This is a genomic window from Streptomyces avidinii (assembly GCF_014650695.1).
Taxonomy (GTDB): Bacteria; Actinomycetota; Actinomycetes; order Streptomycetales; family Streptomycetaceae; genus Streptomyces; species Streptomyces avidinii.
In genome coordinates this window covers 89,277-112,252 of record NZ_BMVL01000002.1, presented here as the reverse complement: position 1 = coordinate 112,252, position 22,976 = coordinate 89,277, and the positions used below count along the sequence as shown (strand labels likewise).

The 22,976-nt window shown below is 73.6% G+C and carries 21 protein-coding genes; 7 read left to right on the top strand and 14 right to left on the bottom strand.

What is annotated here, in order from left to right:
* Position 1: 1 nt before the first annotated feature.
* From IE257_RS04640 to IE257_RS04630, 3 genes are read right to left on the bottom strand one after another with little or no spacing between them, the layout of a single operon-like run.
* The gene (locus tag IE257_RS04640) at positions 2-2,071 is read right to left on the bottom strand and encodes an acetate--CoA ligase family protein (RefSeq protein WP_189964987.1); all 2,070 of its coding nucleotides are present in this window, start codon (positions 2,069-2,071) and stop codon (positions 2-4) included.
* Position 2,072: 1 nt separating this feature from the next.
* Positions 2,073-2,264 carry a ferredoxin gene (locus IE257_RS04635; protein ID WP_030385056.1) on the bottom strand — a complete coding sequence of 64 codons (192 nt, stop codon included), beginning with the start codon at positions 2,262-2,264 and terminating at the stop codon, positions 2,073-2,075.
* On the bottom strand, positions 2,261-3,625 hold the full coding sequence (locus IE257_RS04630) for an NADH-ubiquinone oxidoreductase-F iron-sulfur binding region domain-containing protein (protein ID WP_189964985.1): 1,365 nt from the start codon (positions 3,623-3,625) through the stop codon (positions 2,261-2,263). Before IE257_RS04630 ends, IE257_RS04635 begins: the two co-directional genes overlap by 4 nt.
* A 52-nt stretch (positions 3,626-3,677) precedes the next feature.
* On the opposite strand from IE257_RS04630, the gene IE257_RS04625 reads away from it, so the two are divergent.
* Complete coding sequence (locus IE257_RS04625; protein WP_229920118.1) at positions 3,678-5,018, top strand: flavin monoamine oxidase family protein; 1,341 nt, start codon at positions 3,678-3,680, stop codon at positions 5,016-5,018.
* 145 nt (positions 5,019-5,163) lie between these two features.
* Positions 5,164-6,519, top strand: a complete 1,356-nt coding sequence (locus tag IE257_RS04620) for an aminobutyraldehyde dehydrogenase (protein ID WP_189966128.1) — start codon at positions 5,164-5,166, stop codon at positions 6,517-6,519.
* On the opposite strand, the gene IE257_RS04615 is transcribed toward IE257_RS04620, so the two are convergent.
* Together IE257_RS04615 and IE257_RS04610 are read right to left on the bottom strand one after the other, a co-directional pair.
* Positions 6,509-7,948: a hypothetical protein gene (locus tag IE257_RS04615; protein WP_189964983.1), complete on the bottom strand. Its 1,440-nt coding sequence runs from the start codon at positions 7,946-7,948 to the stop codon at positions 6,509-6,511. The genes IE257_RS04620 and IE257_RS04615 overlap by 11 nt on opposite strands.
* A gap of 62 nt (positions 7,949-8,010) precedes the next feature.
* Positions 8,011-8,994, bottom strand: a complete 984-nt coding sequence (locus tag IE257_RS04610; RefSeq protein WP_189964982.1) for an aldo/keto reductase — start codon at positions 8,992-8,994, stop codon at positions 8,011-8,013.
* Positions 8,995-9,095: 101 nt separating this feature from the next.
* Between IE257_RS04610 and IE257_RS04605 the strand changes: the two genes are divergently transcribed.
* Together IE257_RS04605 and IE257_RS04600 are read left to right on the top strand one after the other, a co-directional pair.
* A complete protein-coding gene (locus IE257_RS04605; RefSeq protein WP_189964980.1) occupies positions 9,096-9,677 on the top strand; it encodes a TetR family transcriptional regulator in 582 nt (193 codons plus the stop codon).
* 326 nt (positions 9,678-10,003) lie between these two features.
* Complete coding sequence (locus IE257_RS04600; RefSeq protein ID WP_189964978.1) at positions 10,004-10,906, top strand: GNAT family N-acetyltransferase; 903 nt, start codon at positions 10,004-10,006, stop codon at positions 10,904-10,906.
* A 50-nt stretch (positions 10,907-10,956) separates the two neighbouring features.
* On the opposite strand, the gene IE257_RS04595 is transcribed toward IE257_RS04600, so the two are convergent.
* From IE257_RS04595 to IE257_RS04580, 4 genes are all read right to left on the bottom strand, one after another.
* The gene (locus IE257_RS04595; RefSeq protein ID WP_189964976.1) at positions 10,957-11,400 is read right to left on the bottom strand and encodes a glutaredoxin domain-containing protein; all 444 of its coding nucleotides are present in this window, start codon (positions 11,398-11,400) and stop codon (positions 10,957-10,959) included.
* Positions 11,401-11,582: 182 nt separating this feature from the next.
* A complete protein-coding gene (locus IE257_RS04590) occupies positions 11,583-12,671 on the bottom strand; it encodes an acyl-CoA dehydrogenase family protein (RefSeq protein WP_189964974.1) in 1,089 nt (362 codons plus the stop codon).
* Between the two features lie 140 nt (positions 12,672-12,811).
* Complete coding sequence (gene zwf / locus IE257_RS04585; protein ID WP_189964972.1) at positions 12,812-14,263, bottom strand: glucose-6-phosphate dehydrogenase; 1,452 nt, start codon at positions 14,261-14,263, stop codon at positions 12,812-12,814.
* A 245-nt stretch (positions 14,264-14,508) separates the two neighbouring features.
* Positions 14,509-15,252 (bottom strand): class I SAM-dependent methyltransferase, encoded by a 744-nt coding sequence (locus tag IE257_RS04580; RefSeq protein ID WP_189964970.1) that lies wholly within the window; start codon positions 15,250-15,252, stop codon positions 14,509-14,511.
* Positions 15,253-15,717: 465 nt separating this feature from the next.
* Here IE257_RS04580 and IE257_RS04575 point away from each other — a divergent pair, with 465 nt between their 5' ends.
* The gene (locus IE257_RS04575; RefSeq protein WP_229920117.1) at positions 15,718-16,200 is read left to right on the top strand and encodes a hypothetical protein; all 483 of its coding nucleotides are present in this window, start codon (positions 15,718-15,720) and stop codon (positions 16,198-16,200) included.
* A 69-nt stretch (positions 16,201-16,269) separates the two neighbouring features.
* Positions 16,270-17,124 carry a hypothetical protein gene (locus IE257_RS04570; protein ID WP_189964968.1) on the top strand — a complete coding sequence of 285 codons (855 nt, stop codon included), beginning with the start codon at positions 16,270-16,272 and terminating at the stop codon, positions 17,122-17,124.
* A gap of 54 nt (positions 17,125-17,178) precedes the next feature.
* On the opposite strand, the gene IE257_RS04565 is transcribed toward IE257_RS04570, so the two are convergent.
* Entirely contained in the window at positions 17,179-17,721 is a 543-nt protein-coding gene (locus tag IE257_RS04565) for a GNAT family N-acetyltransferase (RefSeq protein ID WP_189964967.1), read from the bottom strand.
* Between the two features lie 235 nt (positions 17,722-17,956).
* Here IE257_RS04565 and IE257_RS04560 point away from each other — a divergent pair, with 235 nt between their 5' ends.
* Positions 17,957-20,455 (top strand): SpoIIE family protein phosphatase, encoded by a 2,499-nt coding sequence (locus IE257_RS04560; protein WP_229920116.1) that lies wholly within the window; start codon positions 17,957-17,959, stop codon positions 20,453-20,455.
* A 25-nt stretch (positions 20,456-20,480) separates the two neighbouring features.
* Here the strand turns inward: IE257_RS04560 and IE257_RS04555 are convergent, their stop codons facing one another.
* The 4 genes from IE257_RS04555 to IE257_RS04540 form a co-directional block, all read right to left on the bottom strand.
* Complete coding sequence (locus IE257_RS04555; protein WP_189964965.1) at positions 20,481-21,044, bottom strand: hemerythrin domain-containing protein; 564 nt, start codon at positions 21,042-21,044, stop codon at positions 20,481-20,483.
* A 52-nt stretch (positions 21,045-21,096) separates the two neighbouring features.
* Entirely contained in the window at positions 21,097-21,516 is a 420-nt protein-coding gene (locus IE257_RS04550) for an ATP-binding protein (RefSeq protein WP_189964963.1), read from the bottom strand.
* A 119-nt stretch (positions 21,517-21,635) separates the two neighbouring features.
* Positions 21,636-22,139 carry a hypothetical protein gene (locus IE257_RS04545; protein ID WP_189964961.1) on the bottom strand — a complete coding sequence of 168 codons (504 nt, stop codon included), beginning with the start codon at positions 22,137-22,139 and terminating at the stop codon, positions 21,636-21,638.
* Between the two features lie 2 nt (positions 22,140-22,141).
* The gene (locus IE257_RS04540) at positions 22,142-22,684 is read right to left on the bottom strand and encodes a hypothetical protein (RefSeq protein WP_189964958.1); all 543 of its coding nucleotides are present in this window, start codon (positions 22,682-22,684) and stop codon (positions 22,142-22,144) included.
* Positions 22,685-22,976 lie beyond the last annotated feature (292 nt).

Sequence of the window (22,976 nt, the reverse complement as noted above, 5' to 3'; positions counted from 1 at the left end):
GTCAGCGCAGAACGGCCCGCGCGTCCAGGGCGAGGGCGCCGTCCGGGCGCAGCAGCAGGGGGTTGACCTCCAGCTCGGCGATCTCCGGGTGCGCCGCGGCGACGGTGGTGATGCGCTCGATGACGGCCGCCGCCGCGGCCACGTCGAGGGCCGGCCGGCCGCGGACGCCGTCCAGCAGCGCCGCACTGCGCAGCCCGCGCAGCAGGGCCTCGGCCCGCCGGGCCGGTACGGGGGCCGGTGCGAAGGCGACGTCACGGAGCGTCTCGGTGAGGACGCCGCCGAGCCCGACCAGGGCGATCGGCCCGAACCGGGGGTCCTGGTTCACGCCCACGATCAGCTCGACGCCGTCCGTGAGGTCGGCCATCGCCTCGACCGAGTACGCGGGCGCACCGAGCCGGGCGTGCATCTCCCGGTACGCGGCGAGGAGCGCGGCCCGGTCGGCCAGGCGCAGCGCCACACCCCCGGCGTCGGACTTGTGCAGGACGTGCAGGGCCTTGAGCACGTACGGGCCGTCGAACCCGGCCGCCGCGGCGAGCAGACCGGACTCGTCGGTGATCTCGTGCGCCGCCGGGAACGGCACGCCGGCGCCGCCGAGCAGGGCCCGTACCCCGTGGTACCCCGGATCCTCCAGCGCCGCAGCTGCGGGCGGCAGCGGGGGCACGCCCAAGGCGTCCGCCGTCCCCCGGCCGGTCATCGCCGCCAGCGCGCGGGCGGCGTCCTCGGTGGCGGCGAACACCGGCACCCCCGACTCGGCCAGCGCCCGGCAGCTCGGCGACTGCGGGTACATCGACTGCACGACCAGCGGCTTCGGCCGGGCGGTGAGGTGCGCGACGATCTCCTTGGCGGCCGCGGCCTCGCCGTCGGCGAGTACGGAGCCACCCGCCGGGCCGCCGCCCAGACCGCCCTCGGCGGCGGCGTACCCGCCGAAGTACCCGGTCATCAGGACGGCGTCGACCTCGTCGGAGGCGAGGAGCTCCCCGACGGTGTCCGCGTACGAACGGGGCCGCTGCTCGCCCATCCCGGCCAGGTCGACGGGGTTGGCGACCGAGGACTGCTCCCACAGCACGCTCCGCAGCCTGTCCTGCGTCGGCGCGCCGAACTCCGGCACGGCGAGCCCCGCGTCCTCGGCCGCGTCGGCGGCGACCGCGCCGTGGCCGCCGCCGTCGGTGAAGACCGCGGTCCGCCGGCCGCTCGACCGCACCCCGGCGCCCAGCGCGGCCAGTACCACCGTCATCTCGCGCGGAGTGCGGACGAGTTCGACCCCCGCCTCGCGGCAGGCGGCGGCCACCACGTCGGCCGAGGTGGTGAGCGCCCCGGTGTGGGACCGGGCGCTGCGCGCGGAGGCGGTGCCCCGGCCGGCGGTGAGGAGTACCACCGGCTTGCCCGCCGCGGCGGCCGCCGCCGCGAAGGCCCGGCCGTCGCCGAAGTCCTCGGCGTACACGGCGATGGCGGAGGTGGCGTCGTGGCGGGCGCAGTCCTCGACGAGGTCGACCAGGGTGACGTCGGCCTGGTTGCCGAGGGAGACGAAGCGGGAGTAGCCCAGGCCGTGCGGTTCACCGCGGAGCTGGAGCTCGAGGGCGAGGTTGCCGCTCTGGCTGAGCAGCGCCACACCGCCGGGGGCGAAACGGTCCGAGGCGAGGTACAGCTCGGTGGTGTTGTCGGCGATGCCCAGGCAGTTGGGGCCCACGAGGACGGCTCCGGCGGCCCGTACCCGGGCGGTGATCGCCCGCTGCCGGGCCAGGCCCGCCGGGCCGGCCTCGGCGAAGCCCGCGGTGATGGCGACGATCGCCCTCGCCCCGCAGGCCAGGGCCTCGTCGACGGCCGCCTCGAAGCCGGCGCCGGGTACGGAGATCACCACCAGGTCGACCGGTTCGCCGATGGCGGAGAGGGAGGGGGCCGCCGTCCGGCCGAGTACGGCCCCGCCGCGCCGGTTGACCAGGTGCACGGGCCTCCGGTCGGGGGCGCGCAGGGCCTGGGCGGCCACCGCGTGGCCGTACTTCGCCGGGTCGTCGCTGGCTCCGACGACGGCGACCGAGCGGGGGTCGAAGAGGGCGGTCAGATCGCGTCCCATGTCATCCCTCCACGCGGAGGGCGGAGTTGGGGCAGCTTTCGGCACAGGCACGGGCGGCGTCCTCGGTGCCGGCCGGGACGACCACGGCGATGACGTTCGCGTAGCCCCATTCGTCGAGTTCGACCAGCTCGGGTGCCGGTTCCTGGCACAGTCCGTAGCCCTGGCAGCGGGTGGAGTCCAGCAGGAGTTTCACGGCGTTCCTTTCAGCGCGGGCAGCGGGAGGGCGGTGGGGGAGGGGAAGGCGGAAGGGGACGAGGAAGGGGAGCGGGCCGGTGGCGGCGCGGGCACACGGGCCTGGCGCGGCGCGTCGGCCACCTCCGGCACGGCCACGGTGAGGCGCCGGCGGCCGGCCGCCGGTGCGGCGTCCGCGCACACCGGGCACGGCGCGGCGAGATGGGACCGGACGAGTTCGGGAAAGGACCGGAGCAGGCTGCCGGCGATGCCCGCGGCGGCGTCGAGCAGCCCGCAGGCACCGCGCCCGGGCAGCCGCTGCGACCAGCGGTGCAGGTTGTCCGCGGTGTCCGGCCCCGCCGTCCCGGCGGCGAGTCCGTACAGGGTCCTGCCCACGGCCGCGGTGCCCGAGACGCAGACCCCGCACTGCCGGGCGCTCTCGGCCGCGAGGTGGGCGGCCGCGTCGGCGGCGGTCGTCACCGGGCAGCTGTCGGGAGCGAGGAAATGGATCGCCCCGCACCCCAGGGCGGTGCGCGCGGCGGTGAGCGCGCCGGGTTCGAGGGGCAGGTCCAGGGCACGGGCGTCGACCAGGCCGCCGAACAGCCCGCCCATCAGCGCGCCGGTCGCGTCGGCGTTGCCGTACTGCGCCGCGAGCGTGCGCAGCGGGATCCCGTACGGGACCTCGGTGAGCACGGGAGTCGCCGGGCCGCCGGACAGTGTCACCAGGGTGTGGCGGGCGATGGCGTGCCGCAGGTCGGGGCGGGCGGCGGTGAGTGCGATCCGGGCGAGCGTCTCGACGTTGGAGACCAGGGTCGGGGCCCCGCCCACCCCTCGCTCGAACGGTCGGGGCGGTTTGGCTGTGGGCAGTGCCGGGCCGCCGTCGATCCGGCGGACCACCGCCGTCTCCTCACCGGCGACGTAGGTGTGGTCGACCTCGACGACCTCGACGGGCAGTGGCGGCGGCTGTTCGGCGAGGGCCCGGCGGATGCTCTCGCCCGCCGCCGGGTCCGAGAGGTACACGAAGCCGCGTACGGCGCCGGTGACCGCGGCGGCGCGGGCGAGACCGTCGAGGACCAGGTGCGGCCGGGCCCGCAGCAGCCAGCGGTCCTTGGCCGAGCCCGGTTCCCCCTCCTCGCCGTTCGCCACGACGACCGGGGAGCCGCCTCGATCGCGCACGGAGCGCAGTTTGACGGCGGCCGGGAACCCGGCCCCGCCGCGGCCGCGCAGCCCGGAGGCGGCGAGGTCGGCGAGGAGTTCCTCCGGGCCCGTGGCGTCGGCGTAGCCGCCGGTGGCCCGGTAGGCCCCGGCGTTCTCCGACACGGCCGGGGCCGCCCCGAGGGCGGTGCCCGGCGGCTGCGCCGTCGGGAGACGGATCGTGGTCATCGGTCGGCTCCTTTCCTGGTGCGGGTGCGCAGGCTCCGTACGGCGCCCTCCAGTGCGGCGCGGTCCTGCGCGGTGCGGCCGTATCCCGGTCCGGGGAGGCCGCGCGGGCCTGGCCGGCCTCGCCGCCGCACGCGACCTCGCTGCCGGCGGAGCCGACGTCCTCGTCGTCGAGGCCCGGGACCGGGTCGGAGGGCGCGTTGAGCAGACCGAACTCCCGGACGGCCGACTGGTCCAGCTCGGCGGAGAGGTCGTCGGCCGCGCCCACACCGCCTACCTCGCCCTCGCCGCGGAACTCGGCCTGACACCGGTCCCCAGCTATGTCGCCGAACCCGGCGCCCTGACCCGCGCCACGCCCGAAGGGGTCTCCGCGGGCGACCCGCCCCACTGGTTCGGCCCCGGCGACGACACCTGCCACGAGAAGGTCACCGCCGCCTTCTGCGCGCTCGCCCGCACCGTCGACCCGCACGACCCCTGGTCCCACCCCGACGCGACAGCCCTCGACCACGCCCCGGTCGGCGACTGGCTGCGTGCGCAGGGAGCCACGCCGGCCGTCGTCCGCCTCTGGGAGATAGGCCAACTCGCCCTCGCCGACGGTTCGTACGAGCGGACGTCGCTGCTCGCCGCCCTGCGCAAGCACGCCGCCGTACCCGGCCCCGACCACTACGACTACGAGGCCTGGGAGGGGCTGCGGGTCGCCGAGGGCTCCGCGACGGTCGCCCTGCGCATGGCCGCTGCCCTCGGCGGACGCATCCGTACCGGCGCACCGGTCCGGGCCGTCACGGTCCGGCGGCCCGGGCGGTGCTCCGTACGCCTGGCCGGAGGCGAGACCCTCACCGCCGGCGCCGTGGTCAGCGCCCTGCCCGTCGGCCCGCTCCGCCAGGTCTCCGTCACGGGGGTCTCCGAAGAGCGTCTCGCCTCCCTGCACCGCCAACGCCATGCACTCGCCGCCAAGTTCGTGGCTGCGTACGAGCGGCCCTTCTGGCAGGGCCTCGGCCGCAGCGGCCTCTCCGAATGCGAAGGGGTCCTCGGCAGCACCTGGCCGCAGAGCGACGGCATCCTCTCCGCCCTCGTACCACCCGAGAGGCTCGGAGTCCTGCTCGGCATGCCCGCCCCGCTGCGCACCCGAGAACTGCTCGCCGACATCGCCCGCCTCTACGGCGACGAGGCGTACCGGCCGCTCGCCACGCACCTCCGGATGTGGGGCACCGACCCGTGGACCCAGGGGTACGTCACCCAGTGGACCCCCGGCGACGTCACGGCCGTCGGCCCCCGCCACGGCACGCACGAACCCCCCTTCTACGTCTGCGGATCCGACCAGTGGGTGGCCGGCTACATGGAGGGCGCCGTACGCACCGGCCGCGACACCGCCCGCGAGGTGCTGCGCCGTGGCTGACAACGGGAGCGGCACCGAGACCGAGACACGGACCGAGACACAGACCGAGACACAGACCGAGACACAGACCGGGACCGGGACCGGCACCTTCACCGTGCTGAACCACATCGCGGGCGTCGACCGGCCCGCCGCTTCGGGCGCCACGATGGAGCTGGTCGACCCGGCCACCGGCGCCGTGCACGGCCTCGCCCCGCGTTCCGGCCGGGCCGACACGGACGCCGCCTGCACGGCCGCCGCAGCCGCGTACGCGCACTGGTCCACGACCACCCCGGCCGTACGCCAGCGCGCCCTGCTCGGCATCGCCGACGCCATCGAGCAGCACGCGGACGCCCTCGTGGCCGCCGAGGCCGGCGACACCGGAAAGCCCGCCCGCCGGTTCCGCACCGACGAACTGCCCGCGATCGTCGACACCGTGCGCTTCTTCGCCGGAGCCGCGCGCAACCTGCCGGGCCTCGCCGCGGCCGAGTACACCGAAGGCCGCACCTCCGTGCTGCGGCGCGAACCGGTCGGAGTCTGCGCCCAGATCACCCCCTGGAACTATCCGCTGATGATGGCGGTGTGGAAGATCGCCCCGGCGATCGCCGCCGGCAACACGACCGTGCTCAAGCCCGCCGACACCACCCCTTCGTCCTCCGCGCTGCTGGCCCGCATCGCGGCCGCCCACCTGCCGCCGGGCGTGCTCAACGTGGTCTGCGGCGACCGCGACACCGGCCGCGCGCTCACCGCCCACCCCGAGGTCGCCCTCATCGCGGTCACCGGCAGCGTGCGCGCCGGCCGGCAGATCGCCGCCGCGGCGGCCGCCGACCTCAAGAGGGTCCACCTGGAGCTCGGCGGCAATGCCCCGGTCCTCGTCCACGACGACGTGGACATCGAGGCGACCGCCGCCGCCCTCGCCGCGGTCGCCTACTACAACGCCGGCCAGGACTGCACCGCGCCGACCCGGCTCCTGGTGGACCGACGGGTGCACGACGCGTTCCTCGCGGCCTTCGCGGCCGAGGCGGGCACCCTGCGGGCGGGCGCCCCGGACGAGCCGGACGCCGACTTCGGCCCGCTCAACAACGCGACCCAGCTCGCATCGGTACGGGCGCTGCTCGACCGGCTGCCGCGGCGCGCCGAGATCGTCACCGGTGGCGCGTGCCTCGCGCGGCCCGGCTTCTTCCACGAACCGACCGTCGTGGCGGGTGTGCGCCAGGGCGGCGAGATCGTGCAGGAGGAGATCTTCGGGCCGGTCGTGACCGTGCAGTCCTTCGAGGACGAGGCGGAGGCCCTGCACCTGGCCAATGGCGTTCGTCACGGCCTCGCCGCCAGCGTGTGGACCACGGACCACGACCGTGCGATGCGGGCGACCCGGGCCCTGCACACCGGCATCGTCTGGGTGAACACGCACGGCACCACGGTCTCCGAGATGCCCCACGGCGGAGTACGGCACTCGGGCTACGGCAGCGACCTCTCGATGGCGGGCCTGCTGGACTACACCCAGGTCAAGCACGTCATGCTGTGAGCCCGTCCGGGCAGGCCGGAGCCTCGGGGTGGGCGGCGGCCACCTCGGCCAGCAGCTCGGGCAGCGAGCCGGGATACCGCCGCAGCCGGGAGCCGAGCGCGACCCACCGCTCGGCGGCCACGCCGCCGCCGGTCCAGCGGGCCAGCAGGGCGGACGTCTCCACGTGGAGTGCGGCACGGCCGCTCCAGGCGGCGTGCGAGACCGACCCCCAGCCGGAACCCTGGCCCACCCAGGAGGTCAGCAGGGCGGCGGGACGCACCAGCGGGGCCACCTCGAACGCCGACAGCTGCCCGCGCTCGATCACCGCGCCGAGGTGGTCGAGGGTGGCGGCGTCCGGGTCCTTGCGGGCGTCGAAGGCGACGGCCATGGTCCGCAGGGCGTGGCGCGCCGAATCGGCGCCGGCCCCGAGCGGGCCGGTGTCCCCCGGCGGCTTCCACTCGGGCAGCCAGGTGGACCGAGGCGGCTGGTACCGCTTCGGGGCCTCCGGCTCGGGTGCCGGTGGCGGCAGGGGGCGTCCGGGACGGGCCGGCTGCCCGGTCCGCAGGACGACCGCCACCTCCGGCGGGCAATCGGGGCGCCCGGCCAGTACCTCCGTGGCCGTGCGCGGCAGTCGACTGCCGAGCCGCGCCGCCGCGATCAGGGCCCAGTCGATCCGGTAGGGCTCCCTCAGGACGCGCTCCATCGCGCGGTGGACCACCCGGGGCGCCCGATCCCCGCGGTGCGCCGCCCGCAGGGCCCGCAGCAGTGCGCCGGTGCCGAGCCGGCGTTCGAGGGCCGTGTCGAGGAAGGGCTCCGGATCGGCCTCGGCACAGGCCTGGGCGATGCCGGCGTCGGTCGGGTCGGCGTCGGTGGGGTCGGCGTCGTTCGGGTCGACGTGGCCGGTCGGTGCGGCCGCCAGCTCCCGCAGCCGGGCCGTGCCGCCGTGGGCGCGTACGGTCGCCCAGGCGGTGGCGCGGGTGGTCGGCCGGTGCTCGCCCCGCCGGTCGACGAGGGCGGCCGCCACGAGATCCGGGTCGCCCGACAGGAGCGCCCGCTGGTGGTGGCCCGGGTGGTAGCCGCGCCCCAGGGCAGTGGCCGCAGGGTCGCGCAGCCGCAGCAGGCGCGTGGTCCCGTAGTCCAGCTGGTGGTTGTCGCGCAGCGCGGCGTCGACCTCGGGGATGTCGAGGGTGCACAGGGCCTGCTGCGTGTCACCGCTGCGGACGGCGCCCGCGAGGGCGGCCTGCAGCCGGGCGCCGCCCAGGCGCAGGATCGCCTCGGTGACGGGGGTGGGCGGGTCGAATCCCATGTGGAAGAGAGCGGGGTCGACGCCGAGCCAGGCTTCCAGGGCGGCGGGGCGCTGATGGTAGGGGAGCAGCGTGGCCAGGCAGGTGAGGTGGAAGCGCACCGTCATCCGCTCGCTCTGGGAAAGCCCGTCCGCCGCCCCCGCCATCGCCTGCCCCGTCCGTCCCCCGGGGTGCCGCCCCCCGGCCCGGTTTCCGCACCCTAACAAGATCAGCCGTTCAGGGAGGCCATCAGCTCGGGTGCGTAACGGTCGCCGGAGGCCACGCCGTGCGGCGCCACGGCGTCGATGGCGGCCAGCTCCGCGGGAGTGATCGTCACGGCGGTGGCGGCGACGTTCTCCTCCAGGTAGCGGCGGCGCTTGGTGCCCGGAATGGGGACCGCGCCCTGCTGGAGGGTCCAGGCCAGGGCGAGCTGCGAGGGGGTGACGCCCTTCTCGGCGGCGAGCCGGCGCACCTGGTCCACGACGGCGAGGTTGCGGTGGAAGTTCTCGCCCTGGAACCGGGGGTCGGTCCGGCGGAAGTCGTCCGCGGCGAAGTCGTCCGGGCTGGTGATGGCGCCGGAGAGGAATCCGCGTCCGAGCGGGGAGTAGGCCACGAGCCCGATGCCGAGCTCCCGGAGGGTGTCGAGGACGCCGTCGTGCTCGATGCCGCGTTCGAAGAGGCTGTACTCGGTCTGTACGGCGGTCAGCGGGTGCACGGCGTGGGCGCGGGCGATCGTGGTGGGGGAGACCTCGCACAGCCCGATGTGGCGGACCTTTCCGGCCTCGACCAGCTCGGCCAGGGCGCCCACGCTCTCCTCGATCGGCACGTTCGGGTCGACGCGGTGCAGGTAGTAGAGGTCGATGTGGTCGGTGCCCAGGTGGCGCAGGGAGCGGTCGGCCGAGCGGCGGATGTACTCGGGGGAGGCGTTGTGGCCGAGGAGGGTGCCTTCGTCGGAGAACTCGATGCCGGTCTTCGTGGCGACCACGGCGGCCGCGCGGCGGCCGGACAGGGCCTTGCCGAGGAGCTGCTCGTTGCGGAAGGGCCCGTAGCCCTCGGCTGTGTCGAGGAGGGTGACGCCCAGCTCCAGGGCGCGGTCGATCGTGGCGAGCGACTCGGTCTCGTCGGTGGCGCCGTAGTGGGCGCTCATGCCCATCAGGCCGAGGCCTTCGGCGCCGACCTCCAGGCCCTGGGTGCCCAGTGCGCGGATCTCCATGGTGTGCTCCTCATCGGATGTAACTAACTGGATAGATTGAGTCTGCGACGCGCCGGCCTCGTTTGTCAATAACCGGATAGTTACTTGCTAGGCTGCGCTCCATGGCACGGGATTCCCAAGCGACCAGGACGCGTCTGCTCGACGCGGCCTTCACCGAGTTCGCGACGTACGGCATCGCGGGGGCGCGCGTCGACCGCATCGCCGAGACGGCACAGGCGAACAAGAGGCTGATCTACGTCTACTACGGCAACAAGGAGCAGCTCTTCGACGCCGTGCTCCAGCAGGCCCTGGAGGCGGGCTCGGAGTCCGTCCCGTTCGATGTCGACGACCTGCCCGGCTATGCGGGGGCGGTCTTCGACCACCTCGTCGAGCGCCCGGCGCTGATGCGCCTCGTCCTGTGGAAGCAGCTGGAGCGCCCGGGCTCCGCGGACGCGGAGTCCGCCTCCTACGCGGGCAAGATCGAGGCGGTGCGGCAGGCGCAGGAAGCGGGCCGCATCGATGCCCGGCTGGCCCCGGCCGATGTGCTGACGCTGGTCATGGGACTGTCGCAGGCCTGGTTCGGCGCGGTGGGCGGCCCGGCGGCCGGGGGAGGGCCGGGTGCCGACTGGGCCGCGGAGCGGCTCGCCGAGCACCGGTCGGCAGTGGTGGAGTCGGTACGCCGGCTCACCGCACCCGCCGCTTGACGGACATCGGGCCGGACCACGGCGAACGTGGCGCCGATGCCGATGCCGATGCCGATGCCGATGCCGATGTCGGCGCGGCCGCCGGGCGACCGGGACGTGCAGTCGGCGCCGGGGGCCAGGGACCGTCGGCACGGCTCCGCAAATTCCGTGGACGGACCCGACGGTGATCAAGTAACGTCTGGCTCCGGACCACGCCGCGTGAGACGAACGGAAGGAGGCGAGTGCCGTGCAGTCCTCAACCAACCAGCGCTCCCTCCCCGTTACCCCGGTGTGGTACGTCTGATCCGACCGGGAGCGCTCCTGCCGTACACCTCCCGGAGGAACCCGTGACCGATACGGTCATCCGCGCGCTCGACGAGAGCGACGCCCACCTGTTCGACGCCCACCCCGACCCGCTGAACGCCCGCGCCGCGCACGAGCGGACCACGCACCGCCCCCACTGGAAGCGCGTTGCCCTGCGCGACGGCAACGTCGTCGCCCGCGGCGCCTGGTGGGGCGGACCGGATGACGAGCAACCCGTCAACCTCAACTGGTTCGACGTCGCCGAGGGCGAGGTGGAGGCGGGAGCCGAACTCCTGCGCTCCGCCCCGTGGCAGGTCGAACTCGAACTCAACCTGCCCGGCGACTGGCGCGAGCACCCCGACCTGGCCGCCGCCGCCGAAACCCGCTTCGCCGCCGCCCGGGCGGCCGGGTACGAGCTCCTGGTGGAACGCTTCCTGTACCGCTGGACCCCGGAGCGGGGACTGCCGGAGCGGCCCGGTCGCCTCCTCTTCACCCCCGAAGCCGACGACGCGGTCTTCTTCGACGCGCTGCGCCGCATCCACGCGGCCACGCTGGACGCGCACGCGCTGAAGGCCATCGAGGAGGGCGGCCTCGACCGGGCCGCGCAGGAAGAACTCGACTTCTTCCACTGGTGCCCGTCCCCGCGCGAGTGGTGGCAACTCGCCCACACCCCGGAGGGCGAGCTGGCCGGCATCCACATCCCGGCCCACAACCCCTCCGGACCGACCATCGGCTTCATCGGCGTCCTGCCCGAACACCGCGGCCGCGGCTACGCCTACGACCTCCTCGCGGAGTGCACCCACTTCCTGGTGGAACACGGCGCCGAGGCCGTCACCGGAGCCACGGACCGGGGCAACTTCCCGATGGCCGCGAACTTCACCAGGGCCGGCTTCCCCGTGGTGCGCGAGCGCATCAACTTCCACCCGGCCGCCGAGGCCGTGTCCTAGGAGCCCATGAGGTCGCGGACCGCTCGCTCCGCATCCGTCCCCCCGCCTGCTCAGGCGCGGGGACGGGGAGCGAGCTGTCCGCGCACCCATGCGGGATCGGGGTTGGTGTGCGGCCGACCGGCCACCACGACGGTCGGCACGGTCTCGTTGCCGTCGTTGGCCTCCCTGACCGCCGCCGCCGCGGCCGGGTCGCGCCAGATGTCGACCCAGTGCAAACGGCCGGCGTCGCGCCCCAGGCGGAGCCGCAGCCGGAGGCAGTACGGGCAGCCCGCCCGCCAGTAGACGACCGGCCGGCCGTCGAGCTCGCTGCGGCGCCGGGCCTCCGCCGCACCGATCGACCGCGGGAACACCAGCGGCGAGTGCAGGCCCGCGAGCAGGACGAACAGCACCAGCAGGGGAACGGCGGCAGCGGCGAAACCCCTGACGGCCGGCGTGGCCGCGACGAGCGAGCCGCACACCAGGAGCAGCAACGGCAGGATCCAAGCGCGCATCATGAAGGCGAAGGCTATCGGGGGCCCGGGTCCGGCGCGATCGCCGCCCCGGCGGAGGCGGTGAGCAGGACACGGGTGATCCCCGGCCCGGATCCCGTGGCCCGCCCCAAGATCCCCGTCGCCCCGGGCCGCACGCTCATGGTGTTCGTGCAGATCGGGCGCCGGTACCCGCGAAGCGCGAGGCCTCAGATCCCCCGCAGCGTCATCTCGCCCGTGGCTTCGCGCAGTTGCGGCGTCTGCGCCTGGATCAGGTGGAACAGGGCCTCCCGGGCCAGGCGGCCCGCCGTGTTCCCGTACTGCACGGCGCGGCCGCCGGTCGCCGCCACACAGGCGGTGGCGGCCCGTACCCCCAGGTCCAGGGCAGCGGCCCGGTTCTCGATCCGGGCCGGCACCTCCACCTCGGGGGCCCGCTCGTCGCGCAGGGCGTACGCCTCGGTGCGCAGCCGGGCGCCCTCCTCCGCCAGCCGGTGGGCGAGGTCCTCGTAAGTGGCTCCGGCCCGGGGCGCGGCCGCCAGCAGCAGGCCGACGGCCGCGCGCAGATGGCCGAAGACGGCCGGGTTGGTGTTCGCGTTCTCCAGATCGTAGGACCGGGCCCATTGCGACCTGGGCCCGATGGAGATCACGTCCTCCTGCGGTACGACGACATCCCGCAGCTCCACCGCCGCCGTGTGGGTCGCGCCCATTGCCCACAGCGGTGGCGATTCCACGGCGAACAGGCCCTGGCCCGGCCCCGGCCCGCAGTCGATGCGCACGAACAGGGCCTGGTCGTCGGCGGTGACGGCGCCGACGACCGCCACGTCCGTGACGCCCCAGCCGGTCATCCAGGGCACCCGGCCGCGCAGCCGCCACCCCTCTTCGGACCGCTCCGCGAACACGGGCGGCTGCGGATGGCGCAGGTACGCGAAGCCGGCCGTGGCCTGCGTCACGCCCGTGGCCAGGTCGGGAAGCCAGCGCTCGCGCAGTGCGGCGTTGCCGCTCTTGGCCAGCGCCTTCACGAGGCCGAAGTGCTGTGTGTAGACGAACCAGGTCGACGGATCCACGGCGGCGAGGATCTCGTGGACCTCGCGGACCACCTGCTTCCTGGTGCAACCGCTGTCCGGCGACGGTTCGTACTCGAGGATCCCGTGGGCGCCGCTGCGGGCCAGTAGGTCCAGATGGGCACGGGAGACACCCTCCACGGCCGTGCGCTCGGCCTCGGGCCGCAGTACGGCGCTTGCGACGCGCGCCACCGACGCGACCAACGGCTCGGCCGCCAGTTCCGTCGAAGTCTCCAACTGCGTCCCGTCGCCCGGTAACCCTCGCAACTGCGCTCACCTCATCGTGGATGCGTCCCGTACGCCCGGTCGGCGCACCGTCCCCGACAGACCCTACGCATGCGCACGCCGGTGCTTCGCACGGGTCAGGCCGGGCCGGCTCAGTGCGCGTCGGGAAGGTGCCAGCGGTAGGGGGCGACCAGCGCGTCGATCCGGTCGGGTCCCCAGGTTCCCGGAGCGTACGGTTCCACGGGCGCGGGCGATTCCAGCAGCGGGGCCGAGACCTCCCAGAGGCGTTCGATGCCGTCGGACCGCGTGAAGAAGGACTGGTCGCCGAGCATGGCCTCCAGGAGCAGGTGCTCGTAGCCCTCCAGGGAGTTGTCCGCGGTGAAGGAACCGCGGTAGCCGAAGACCATCTCGGCCTCGGCCAACTGCATGGACGGGCCGGGCTCCTTGACGAGGAACCGGGCGGTGACGGAGCCGGGATCGGCGAAGTCGATGACGAGCTCGTTCCCCCGGCCGGAGGCCGCCGCCCGCGCGTCCAGCGGGAACATGCCGAGGACGGGCTCGCGCAGCCCCAGGGTGACGACATGCCGCCCCTGGGCGAGGGCCTTGCCGGAACGCAGGTGGAAGGGGACCCCGGCCCAGCGCCAGTTGTCGATCTCGACGCGCAGGGCGGCGAAGGTTTCGGTGTCCGAGGCCGGATCGACCCCCGGCTCGGCCCGGTAGCCGGTGTACTGCCCGCGAACGACGTGCGCCGGGTCCAGCGGCCGCATGCTCCGGAAGACCTTCACCTGCTCGTCCCGGAGCGCCTGGGCGTCAAAGGTGACCGGCGGCTCCATCGCGACGAAACCGAGCAGCTGGAACAGATGGGTGACGATCATGTCGCGGAAGGTTCCGGTGCCCTCGAAGAAGTGCGCGCGGCCCTGGATGTCGATCTGCTCGGGCACGTCGATCTGCACGTGGCTGATGTGGTCGCGGTTCCAGAGGGGCTCGAACAGACCGTTGGCGAACCGGAGGGCGAGGATGTTGTCCACCGCCTCCTTGCCGAGGAAGTGGTCGATGCGGAACACCCGGGACTCGTCGAAGACGGCGTGGATGGCCGCGTTGAGCGCGCGGGCGGACGCGAGGTCGGTACCGAAGGGCTTCTCGACGATCACCCGGGCCCCTCGGGCGAGCCCGGTGGCACCGAGGAGCTCGACCATGGAGGTGAACGCGACGGGCGGGACAGCGAGGTGGAAGAGCCGTCGCGGACTGCCTCCCACGGCCCGCTCGGCCTCGCGCACCGCGTTCACCAGGGGTTCCGCGGCATCCGCGTCGGCCGCCCCGAAGGACAGGGCGGACTCGAACTGCTGCCATTCGGGACCCTCGGGACGCGAGCGGCCGAACTCGGCCACGGCTTCGCGCGCGTGGGCGCGGAACGCGTCGTCGCCGAGGGCCTCGGCCGCCGGGGCGGAGCCCACGATGCGGTAGCGCTGCGGCATCAGCCCCGCCTTGGCGAGATGGAACAGCCCGGGCAGCAGTTTGCGACGGGCCAGGTCGCCCGTGGCGCCGAAGACGACGATGACGTGGTCCGCCGGGCTCGGTGCGGGGGACGGGGCGGGCTGGTTCATGGGGCCGTACTCCCGTTCCGGGCGGTCGCATCGCCCTCAGGCCCCCACTGTGCAAGCTCACCCCGGATCCGGCACCCGGGAGTCCACCACCCGGGTCACGCATGCCGCGCACGGGTACGAAGTCGGCCGCGGCCCGCACCCGTGGGGGTGCGGGCCGCGGGGCCGGCAGGGTCCCGGTACGCCGAGCCGCGCCGAACCGCGCCGAACCGCGCCGCATCGGACCCCCGGTCAGGCGGGTCGGTCGATCAGGCGCGGCACCGCAGCATCTCCAGCGGAGGGCTCGCGAGGAGATCCGCCCAGAAGTCCTGGCCGAACTCACGGATACCGGCTTCGGACACCTGCAGCGGGACCCACTTCAGCTCCCCGAACCCGGCCGCCCGCAGAGACTCCTCGTAGACCTCGCGGCGCAGGGCCGTCCCGACGATGGTGATCGGCCGCGGCTCGAGCAACGCCGTGACCTGCACCCGCGGACCCATCTCGGTCTCCTCGCCGGTCGGCTCGCAGCGGAAGCCGTACGTGGCGAGGGACGCACAGTCGAACCGGTAGTCCGGCTTCTGGGCGAACACGAAGAACTCCCCACCCGGTACCAGGCTCCGGTGGATGTTGCGGCACATCCGCTCCAACCTCGCGACGTCCTCGGCGTAGTTGAGGCACTGCACGCCCAGCGCGATGTCGAAACGCTGTTCCAGAGGCCGCAGCTCGGCCACGTCGCCGACCTCGTACCGCACACCCAGCGGGTCGCGCTGCTCGATCTCCCGCGCGGCGGCGATCATCTCGACGGAGATGTCGACACCGAAGACATCCGTGGCGCCGCGGCGCTTGAACTCCCGGCTGTAGAAACCGGTGCCGCAGGCCAGGTCGAGGATGGACTTTCCGCTCACGTCACCGACCATGCCCAGGAAGCTCGGAACCTCCCCGAACCGCGCCAGCGGCAGAGCCTTGAACCCCTCGAACTCCTCGCCGATCGCGTCGTACTGCTGCACGCTCACGTGTTTCCCCCTATTGATGCGTCCCGTACGCGGCCACACGGGCTCCCCGGATCCAGCGGCTCACCGGGGGCGTGGTCGTGGCAGAAAGTCTGCTCCGGACGTGTCGGAGCGCCGTACTGGCAGATGGCACAAAGAAATTGGTGGGGTGATCCTCCGATCGCCCAAGGTTCCCGTGAGGCCGGGTGAACCGTGTGAGGCCGTGGCCGGACGACAACCGAGCATGGGACGCCGGAGGGGCCGATGCCGGCGGATGCCGACGGGGCGGGTGCCGCCGCGGCCTTCCATGACGCCTGCGGGACGACCCCCTCCGTCCACCGCGCGAACGCCTTCCGCCTGGCCGGGCAAGGGCTCCGACAGGCCTCGCAGCGGGCCCTGAGGCCGCTGCGAGTGCGAGGAACATCCACATGGGGGAAGCTGGGAATGCCCGCCGTGCCGACGGCGGGAACGACGGGCGAGGAGGGCCTCGTGGACAGATCAGCAGACGGCCGGCTCGTGCGTGCATTGCGGTCCAGGGCGCGGAACATCACCCTGCTGTGTGCAGCGGCGGCTCTCGCCACGGCCACCGTCCCTGCCTCCGCGCAGACCCGGACCGTAGCGGCTCCGGTGACGGAGCCGCTCGTGGTCGTCGACTGCTTCTCGCAGGCCCAGGTACGGCCCGAGGAGTACTTGCTGGCCTGCGGAGACGGCAACAACCGCCTTGTCGGGCTGGACTGGGACACCTGGGGCCCGAAGGCCGCGACGGCCAAGGGCAGCGACATGGTGAACGACTGCAAGCCCTACTGCGCCGCGGGCCGCTTCCGGTCCTACCCGGTGACGGTGACCCTGAGCAGCCCGGAACCCTGGCCCGACCACCCCGGCGTGCAGCGCTTCACGACGATCCGGCTCCTCTACACGGACACCGCGCCCTCTCCGGTCCCCAAGGACGTCACCTACAAGCTGGTGTTCTGACAGCACATCGTCGCGGCCGGCCCGGACTTCGACGGGCCGGCCCGTTCTGCTTGTCGTCAGAACAGGGCCATGGCGCGGGGCAGGGTGGTCGGCGTGGACGTGGATGCGGTGATCTTCGAGCTGTACGGGCTGAGGCCGGCGGACTTCACCGCGGTCCGCGACGCCCACGCAGCGCGGGCCCGCCGGGAGAAGGACACCGCCGCGGCGGCCGCGATCGGCGCCCTGCGCAGGCCGACCCTGGCCGTATGGGCGGCGAACCTGCTGGCGCGCGCCCATCCGGACCAGGCCGAGGCACTGCTGCGCCTCGGCGCGGAGCTGCGCCGGGCCTATCGGGAGCTCGACGGCGCGCAGCTGCGTGCGCTGTCGCACGAACAGCACCGGGTGATTGCCGCGCTGGCCGCGGAGACCGGGCAACTGGCCGCCGACGCGGGGGAGCAGCTTCGGGAGACCGTGGTGCGTGAGGTCGAAGGGATCTTCCACGGGCTGCTGGCCGATGAGGTGACCGCCCGCCAGTGGGCGGCGGGCTGCCTGAGGAAGGCCCCCACCGCGGCGGTGGGGTTCGAGGGCCTGGAGCCGGCCCCGGGCGCCGTACCCCGCCGCACGGCCGATGCACCGGCCCCGCCGGCCGTCGACCGGGACGCGACGGCGGCCGCCCGGGAACAGGCCGCGGCGGCATCGGCGGCCTTGCGGCAGGCCGAGGAGCACCTCACGGAGGCGTCGCTCGCCCGGGACCGGGCCGAGGCCGACGCGGCCGGCCTGCGCGGCGAACTCGCCGCCCTGCAGGAACGGCTCGGGACCGCTCAGCGGGCGGCCCAGGAGGCGGAGCACCTCCACCGGCAGGCCGAGCAGGCCCGTGCCGAAGCCGAACGCACGGCGGAGAAGGCCGGACGCCGACTGGCGGAACTGGACCGGAGCGAGGGCTGAGGGACCGGGCTCCGTCCGCCACTGCGGCGTCCGGGCAGGCGCCTGGGGCCCCGGTCAGGGGCGGTCGAGGCCCCAGGTCTGGAGTGCGTACGGACGGCCCTTCTCCTCGCCCGTGATCAACGGGACGTCGAGGAGCCGGAACTCTGCGCGGGTGGCCACCCCGACGCTGGCCGCGTTCTCGGCCTCCAGCTCCAGGATCACCCGGTCCACGCCCAGCTGCTCGAAGGCGTACGAGGCCATCACCCGCACCGCCCGGGCAGCCAGCCCCCGGCCCCGGTGCGCCGGGCCCAGTGCGTAGCCGAGCTCGGTGCCCTCGGGAGCGCGCTTGAGCATCACCTCGCCGAGCGGGGTGCCACCGTCGACGGTGATGGCGAGCAGGAGGGCCGTGCCCTCGGTGCGCAGCCGCCGGGCCCGGTCCAGGCGGGTGCGGGCCGCCTCGTCGTCGAAGGGCGAGACGATCGGCGTCCAGTAGGCGATGTCGGGGTGGTCGAACAGCTCGGGCATCGCGGCCAGGTCCGTCTCCGCCCAGTCGCGCAGGACCAGGCCCTCGCCCGTCAGCTCGATCCGGTCGGGGAAGGACGGCGCGGTGCTGCTCATGCTGGGGGACCTCCGGGACGGGTGCGGGACGAGGCAGGATATCCGGGGTCGGGCCATCGGTTCACCGGATTATCCGCCGATAGCAAAAGCGCAGGTCACAGCCCGAACGGACGAGGCGCAAGGCCGTGCCGGGACCGGCCGCAGCTGTGCCGTCGCGGGGAGGGGTCGCGGGGAGGGGCGGACCGGAGATCGCCGAGATTCCGCGCCGGGATCCGTTACCTGCCATGCTCGAAGGGTGCAGACGGATTCGGCGGCCTCCAGCGATGAGGGTGCGTCGCCCGAGGTGCTCGCCCTGGCCAAGGTCGTGGCCAGGCTCAGGGCAGAGGTGGCGGACCTGGAAAGCCTTGGCTCCATCACCGCCGTACTGGAACGGGCCAAGGGCGTCTTGATGGCCCGGGAGGGCCTGTCGGCCGACGCGGCGTACGAGGCGCTGGTCGAACGTGCCGGGCACCGCGGCGAGACACTGATGGAGGAGTGCTGGATCACCCTCGGCGGGATCCGATCGAGGCCATCGAGGCCGCCGGGACCATCGAGGCCGTCGGGATCATCAGGGCCGTCGGGATCATCAAGGCCGTCACACAGCACCGCAGCCGTTCCGAAGAAGCCCGCACCCGTCACGACCGGCCGCGGTGCGGCCCCGGACGGAGGCAGGTCGGTCTTCGACTCGGACCGCTACCTCACCGCCGGTCACGGTGACAAGGACGCACGCGCGCTCCTCGCCGACCTGGCCGTATCCCTGGCCGATGCCCGGACCACCGGCGATGCCGCGGAGGTCCTGCACGAGGCGCTGCGCCGCCCCGTCGCGGTGGACGGTGTGATGATCTACAGCCTGGGCGGGGCCGGGCGGCTGAAGCTCATCGGTCACTCGGGGATCGACGGGGTCCTCGCCGCACAGTGGCAGGACATTCCCCCGCTCGCCGGTGTCGCCGCCCTGGAGGCGATCACCTCCGGCGAGCCGCGATGGCTGGAGGATCCGGCGCAGGACACCGTGAAGTACCAGCTCATCGGGCCACCGGAGCGGTGGCCCACCCGCGCGTGGCTCCCCGTACCGGGCGAGGAGGGGGTCACCAGCGCCATCGGGTTCTTCCGCAAGCTCCGCACCCCGTTCGGCGACGGGGAGAGGGCCCTGCTCCAGCAGGCCGTGCGGCTGTGCGGTGGCTCCCTGCGCGTCTTCGAATGCCTCACCGCCTCGCCCACGGACCCCGAGGTGGCGGCGGTTCAGAAGATCTTCGACACCGTCTCCGGGGCGGCCATCCTGCTCGCCCCCGTGCGTGCGCCGCACGGCGAGGTGGAGGACTTCCGCATCGAGGCGGCCGCCCCGGACTCGGTGGACGTGGCGGGCCGCCGCGGCAAGGAGCTCGTGGGCCGGCGGGTCCTGGAGACCTATCCGACCGTGGCGGGCACACCGTTGTGGCAGGGCTATCTCGACGCACTGGAAATCGGGGACACCTACGACGGCGAGCCGTTCCCGTACCGCGAAGTGATCGCGGGGGTTCCCGAGACCTCCGTGTTCTCGGTTCGGGCGGCCCGGCTGGGCGGCCGGCTGATCGTCTCGTGGGTACGCCACGACACCGCCGCCCGCGAGATCCGTCGGCTGACCACCATGCAGCGGCTGGGGAACCTCGGTTGGGCCGACTGGAATCTGGCCACGGACACCATTGACTGGTCCGACCAGGTGTACGCGATCTTCGACCGCGCGCCCGGCCTGGGGCCCCTGCGGTTGGAGGAACTCCCGCAGCAGCTCGTTCCGGAAGACCTGCCGAAACTCGCCGGCGCCGTCCAGCGGCTGCTCGGCGAAGGGACCCCGATCGACCGGACGTTCCGCATCCACACCGCGGCCGGGGTCCGTCACCTGCGCATCGTCGCCGAAGCAGAGGCGGACGCCTACGGTGCCCCGGTCGAGGTGCACGGATTCTTCCAGGACCTCACCCCCCAGCGGGACACCGAGCTCGCTCTGCAGGAGGTCGAGCGGGCCGTGCTCGTCCAGCGGGGCGTGCTCCAGGCCGAACGGGCCATCGCCGCACGCCTGCAGCACGCGCTGCTGCCGATCCCCGAGCAGTCGATCGAGCTGGTGGGCCTCTGCGTCGACATCGCCTACGTGCCTTCGGACACCGGAGTCAACGTCGGCGGCGACTGGTACAGCGCCATCGAACTCCCCGACAAGAGCGCCCTCTTCGTGGTCGGTGACGTCGCGGGCCATGGCCTCGACGCCGTCGGGGCCATGGCCCAGCTGCGGTTCACCGCCAAAGGCATGATCATCACCGGCTCGGCGCTCCCCGATGCCATGAGACGGCTCAACACCCTCCTCCTGCACACGGCCGCCGACCAGACGGCCACCACGGCCACCATGATCATGGCGCGGTACCGTCCGGCGGAGCGGCGCCTCGCCTGGGTGCGGGCCGGCCATCTGCCGCCCCTGCTGATCCGTGGCGGCGAGGCGCACTTCCTGCCCCTGCCGGAGGGAAACCTCCTCGGAGCGTCCTTCGACTCCGTGTACGTGGAGGAGACGCTCCAGCTGGAGCCCGGGGACCACCTTCTCCTCTACACCGACGGCCTCATCGAGGTACCGGGGGAGACCGTGGACCGCGGACTCGCCCGCCTCGCCGATGCCGCCGCCAGGGCCATGGGCGGGGGATTCACCGAACCGCTGGCGCAGCTCCTGGCTTCGCTGCACCCGGCCGGACGGGACGACGTGTGCGTCCTGGACATCAACCTGCCGTCGGACGCCGAATGACCCGAAGCCCCGGGGCAAGCGCCGGTCAGGAGTCCTTTCCGCGGCCGCTCATCGCGTCGCGGAGGCGGTCGACGAGCCCGACCCCGGGGGCGAGGAGCTTGTTGGCCGGGGGCTTGTCCGGGGCGGACGGATGCGGCCGGGTGGGCGCGGTCTTCTTGGCCGAGCGCACCTTGTCCCCGAGTTCGGCCAGCGTGTCCGCCGAGCACGCGCCGCGGAGCCGGGGGAAGAGGCTGCCCTCCTCGTCCGCCACGTGCTCCCGGATCTCGGTCATGAGCTTGTCGACCAGGCCGTCGAACCGGGGGTCGTCCGCCCTGCACCCCTCGAGGTCCTTCATGATCCGCTCAGCCGCCGCGTGGTCCTCCAGCTCCTTGTCCGCGATCGCGTCCCCGTCCGGCAGGTGCTCGCGCACGGCCGGGTACAGGTACTCCTCCTCGGCCACGGAGTGCCGGACCAGTTCGATGGTCAGTTTGTCCGCGTAGTGCTTCCTGCGGGGATCCCCGGAGGGCAGCCCCTGGATGTCCTTGAAGAAGTCCTCCACCTCCTGGTGGTCGACGGTCAGCTCTGCGATGACGTCACCGCCGTGTCCCATGGTGTCCTCCTCGGTCAGGTTGGTACGTGGTGTGGGCCGGTACTGCTGTGTGTCACCCGGCGACGGCCATGGACACGTGGATGCGCTTTCCGCCGGTGGACGTCGGCACGACGTCGACGTCATGTGCGATGTGGCGGACGAGGATCCAGCCCCAGCCGCCGCTCCCGTTGAGGTGCGGCAGCCGGGTCACGGGCGGCACCGAGCTGGTGTCGGTCACGTCGATGTCGAGCAGGCCCTCGTGCAGGGCGAGATCGAGGCTGCAGAGGCCGTCGGTGTGCCGGACGGCGTTCGTGACGAGCTCGGTCACGATCAGGGCGGCGGCATCCACGGCGGCCGGGTGCACCGGGTGCTCCCGGTCGCCGATGCCGTGCAGAAACCGGTAGGTCTCGTCACGGGCCCGGCCGGCGGCGCGCACGTCCGACGGCAGGTCGAGATGACGCTGTGGTTGTGGTGGTCGGTTCGAGGGAGTCATCGTGGGCTCCGGTGAATGGTGGGAGGCGCGTGAGGGCTCTCTCCTTCTGTGCGGGGTGCCCGCCCGGCACCGGCGAGTTCTGTGCGGGGTTGCCAGCCCGGCACCGGCGAGCCGTCGTCTCAGGTGTTGAGCAGCCGGTTGAAGAAGGAGCGGTACTGCTGGAGTGCCAGCCTCAACTCCTCCGTGGCGACCTGTTCGCCCTGGTCCCACTGGCCCTCCAGCCCCTGCTTGCGCGAGGAGAAGGTCTGGGCGAGCGCCTGCATCACCTCGGCGACCAGGGCGTCCGCCGACTTGACCGCGTCCTGCGGGTCGTCCACGAACCGTCCCTGGATCGCGCTCCAGGACCTGCGGTAGCCCTCGGCCTCCTCGGTGCCGAGCAGCGGTTCGTCCGCCGCCGGGGGCCGCTCGTCCTCGTGGCCGACGGCTGCCTCCTGATCGGCCGAGCCCTCGCCGCGCGTGTCCGCCGTGGCCTCACCCGGGTACGTGGGCACCTGCCGTCCCTCGTCCGCCCGGGCGTCCGGCGCGGCAGCCGCCGCTCCGGTGGGCGCCCCGGGGTTCGCTATGTCCTCCGTCGTCAGCTCGACGCCGGCGGCCCGATCGTCCCTGTCCGCGTGGTTCCGCATGTTCACCGGCTCCTCTGGTCACTGAGCAACTCCTCGAAGAGCGCGCGGTAGTGAACCATCGCTCCGCGGAGTTCCTCCGTCGTCGTCTGCCCCGCACCGCTGCGCACCTTGACGTCGTGCGCGGCGCGGTAGTGCTCCAAGGTCCGTCCGTGCTCCACCGAGAGATCGCGCAGCTGCCGGCTGAACCCCTCCGTGGGGTAGCCGCGCTCGCGCATCAGTCGCGTCACCAGCTCGTCGGCCTCACCGACGGAGCCCTCGGGCCGGTCCACGAATCGCTCCTGGACGCCGCTCCACTCCTCCGTGTACTGGTGTCGCCGCTCCGACGGCAGCTCCCTCAGCTCGAATTCGGCGTGGCGCTCCTCGCGGGCCCGAAGCTCGCGCTCCCCGGCCACCCGGCCGCCCTCGGCCTCGACGGTCCGTTCGTATTCGGGCCCGAACCTCTGCTGCAGGTGGCGTCGGCGGGACATCGTCCACAGCCCGACGCCGAGCGCGATGACCACGACCGCCGCTATGACGATCACGGTGATGAGCATGCTGTTCGACATGGCTCGCCTCCATCCGGGCCTCAGCGGCCTCTGCCACGCGGCTGCCCCTCGCGCCCCCTGCCAAACGCAGGATCGGCCTCCCGGCGCGGGGATTGCCGCCCGGGCCTCCCACCGCGCCGCCGGAAAGGGGCGTCCTATACGGCCTGTTCACCGTCGCCGTTCCCCTCGATGTCACCGCGGTTTCCGTGACCCGGGAAATCATGGGCGCGGGACGCGGGACGCGGGCCAGAACCGTGCCGTAGGTGTTGCCGTGGCCGTGGCCGTGGCCGTGGCCGTGGCCGTGGCCGTCGCC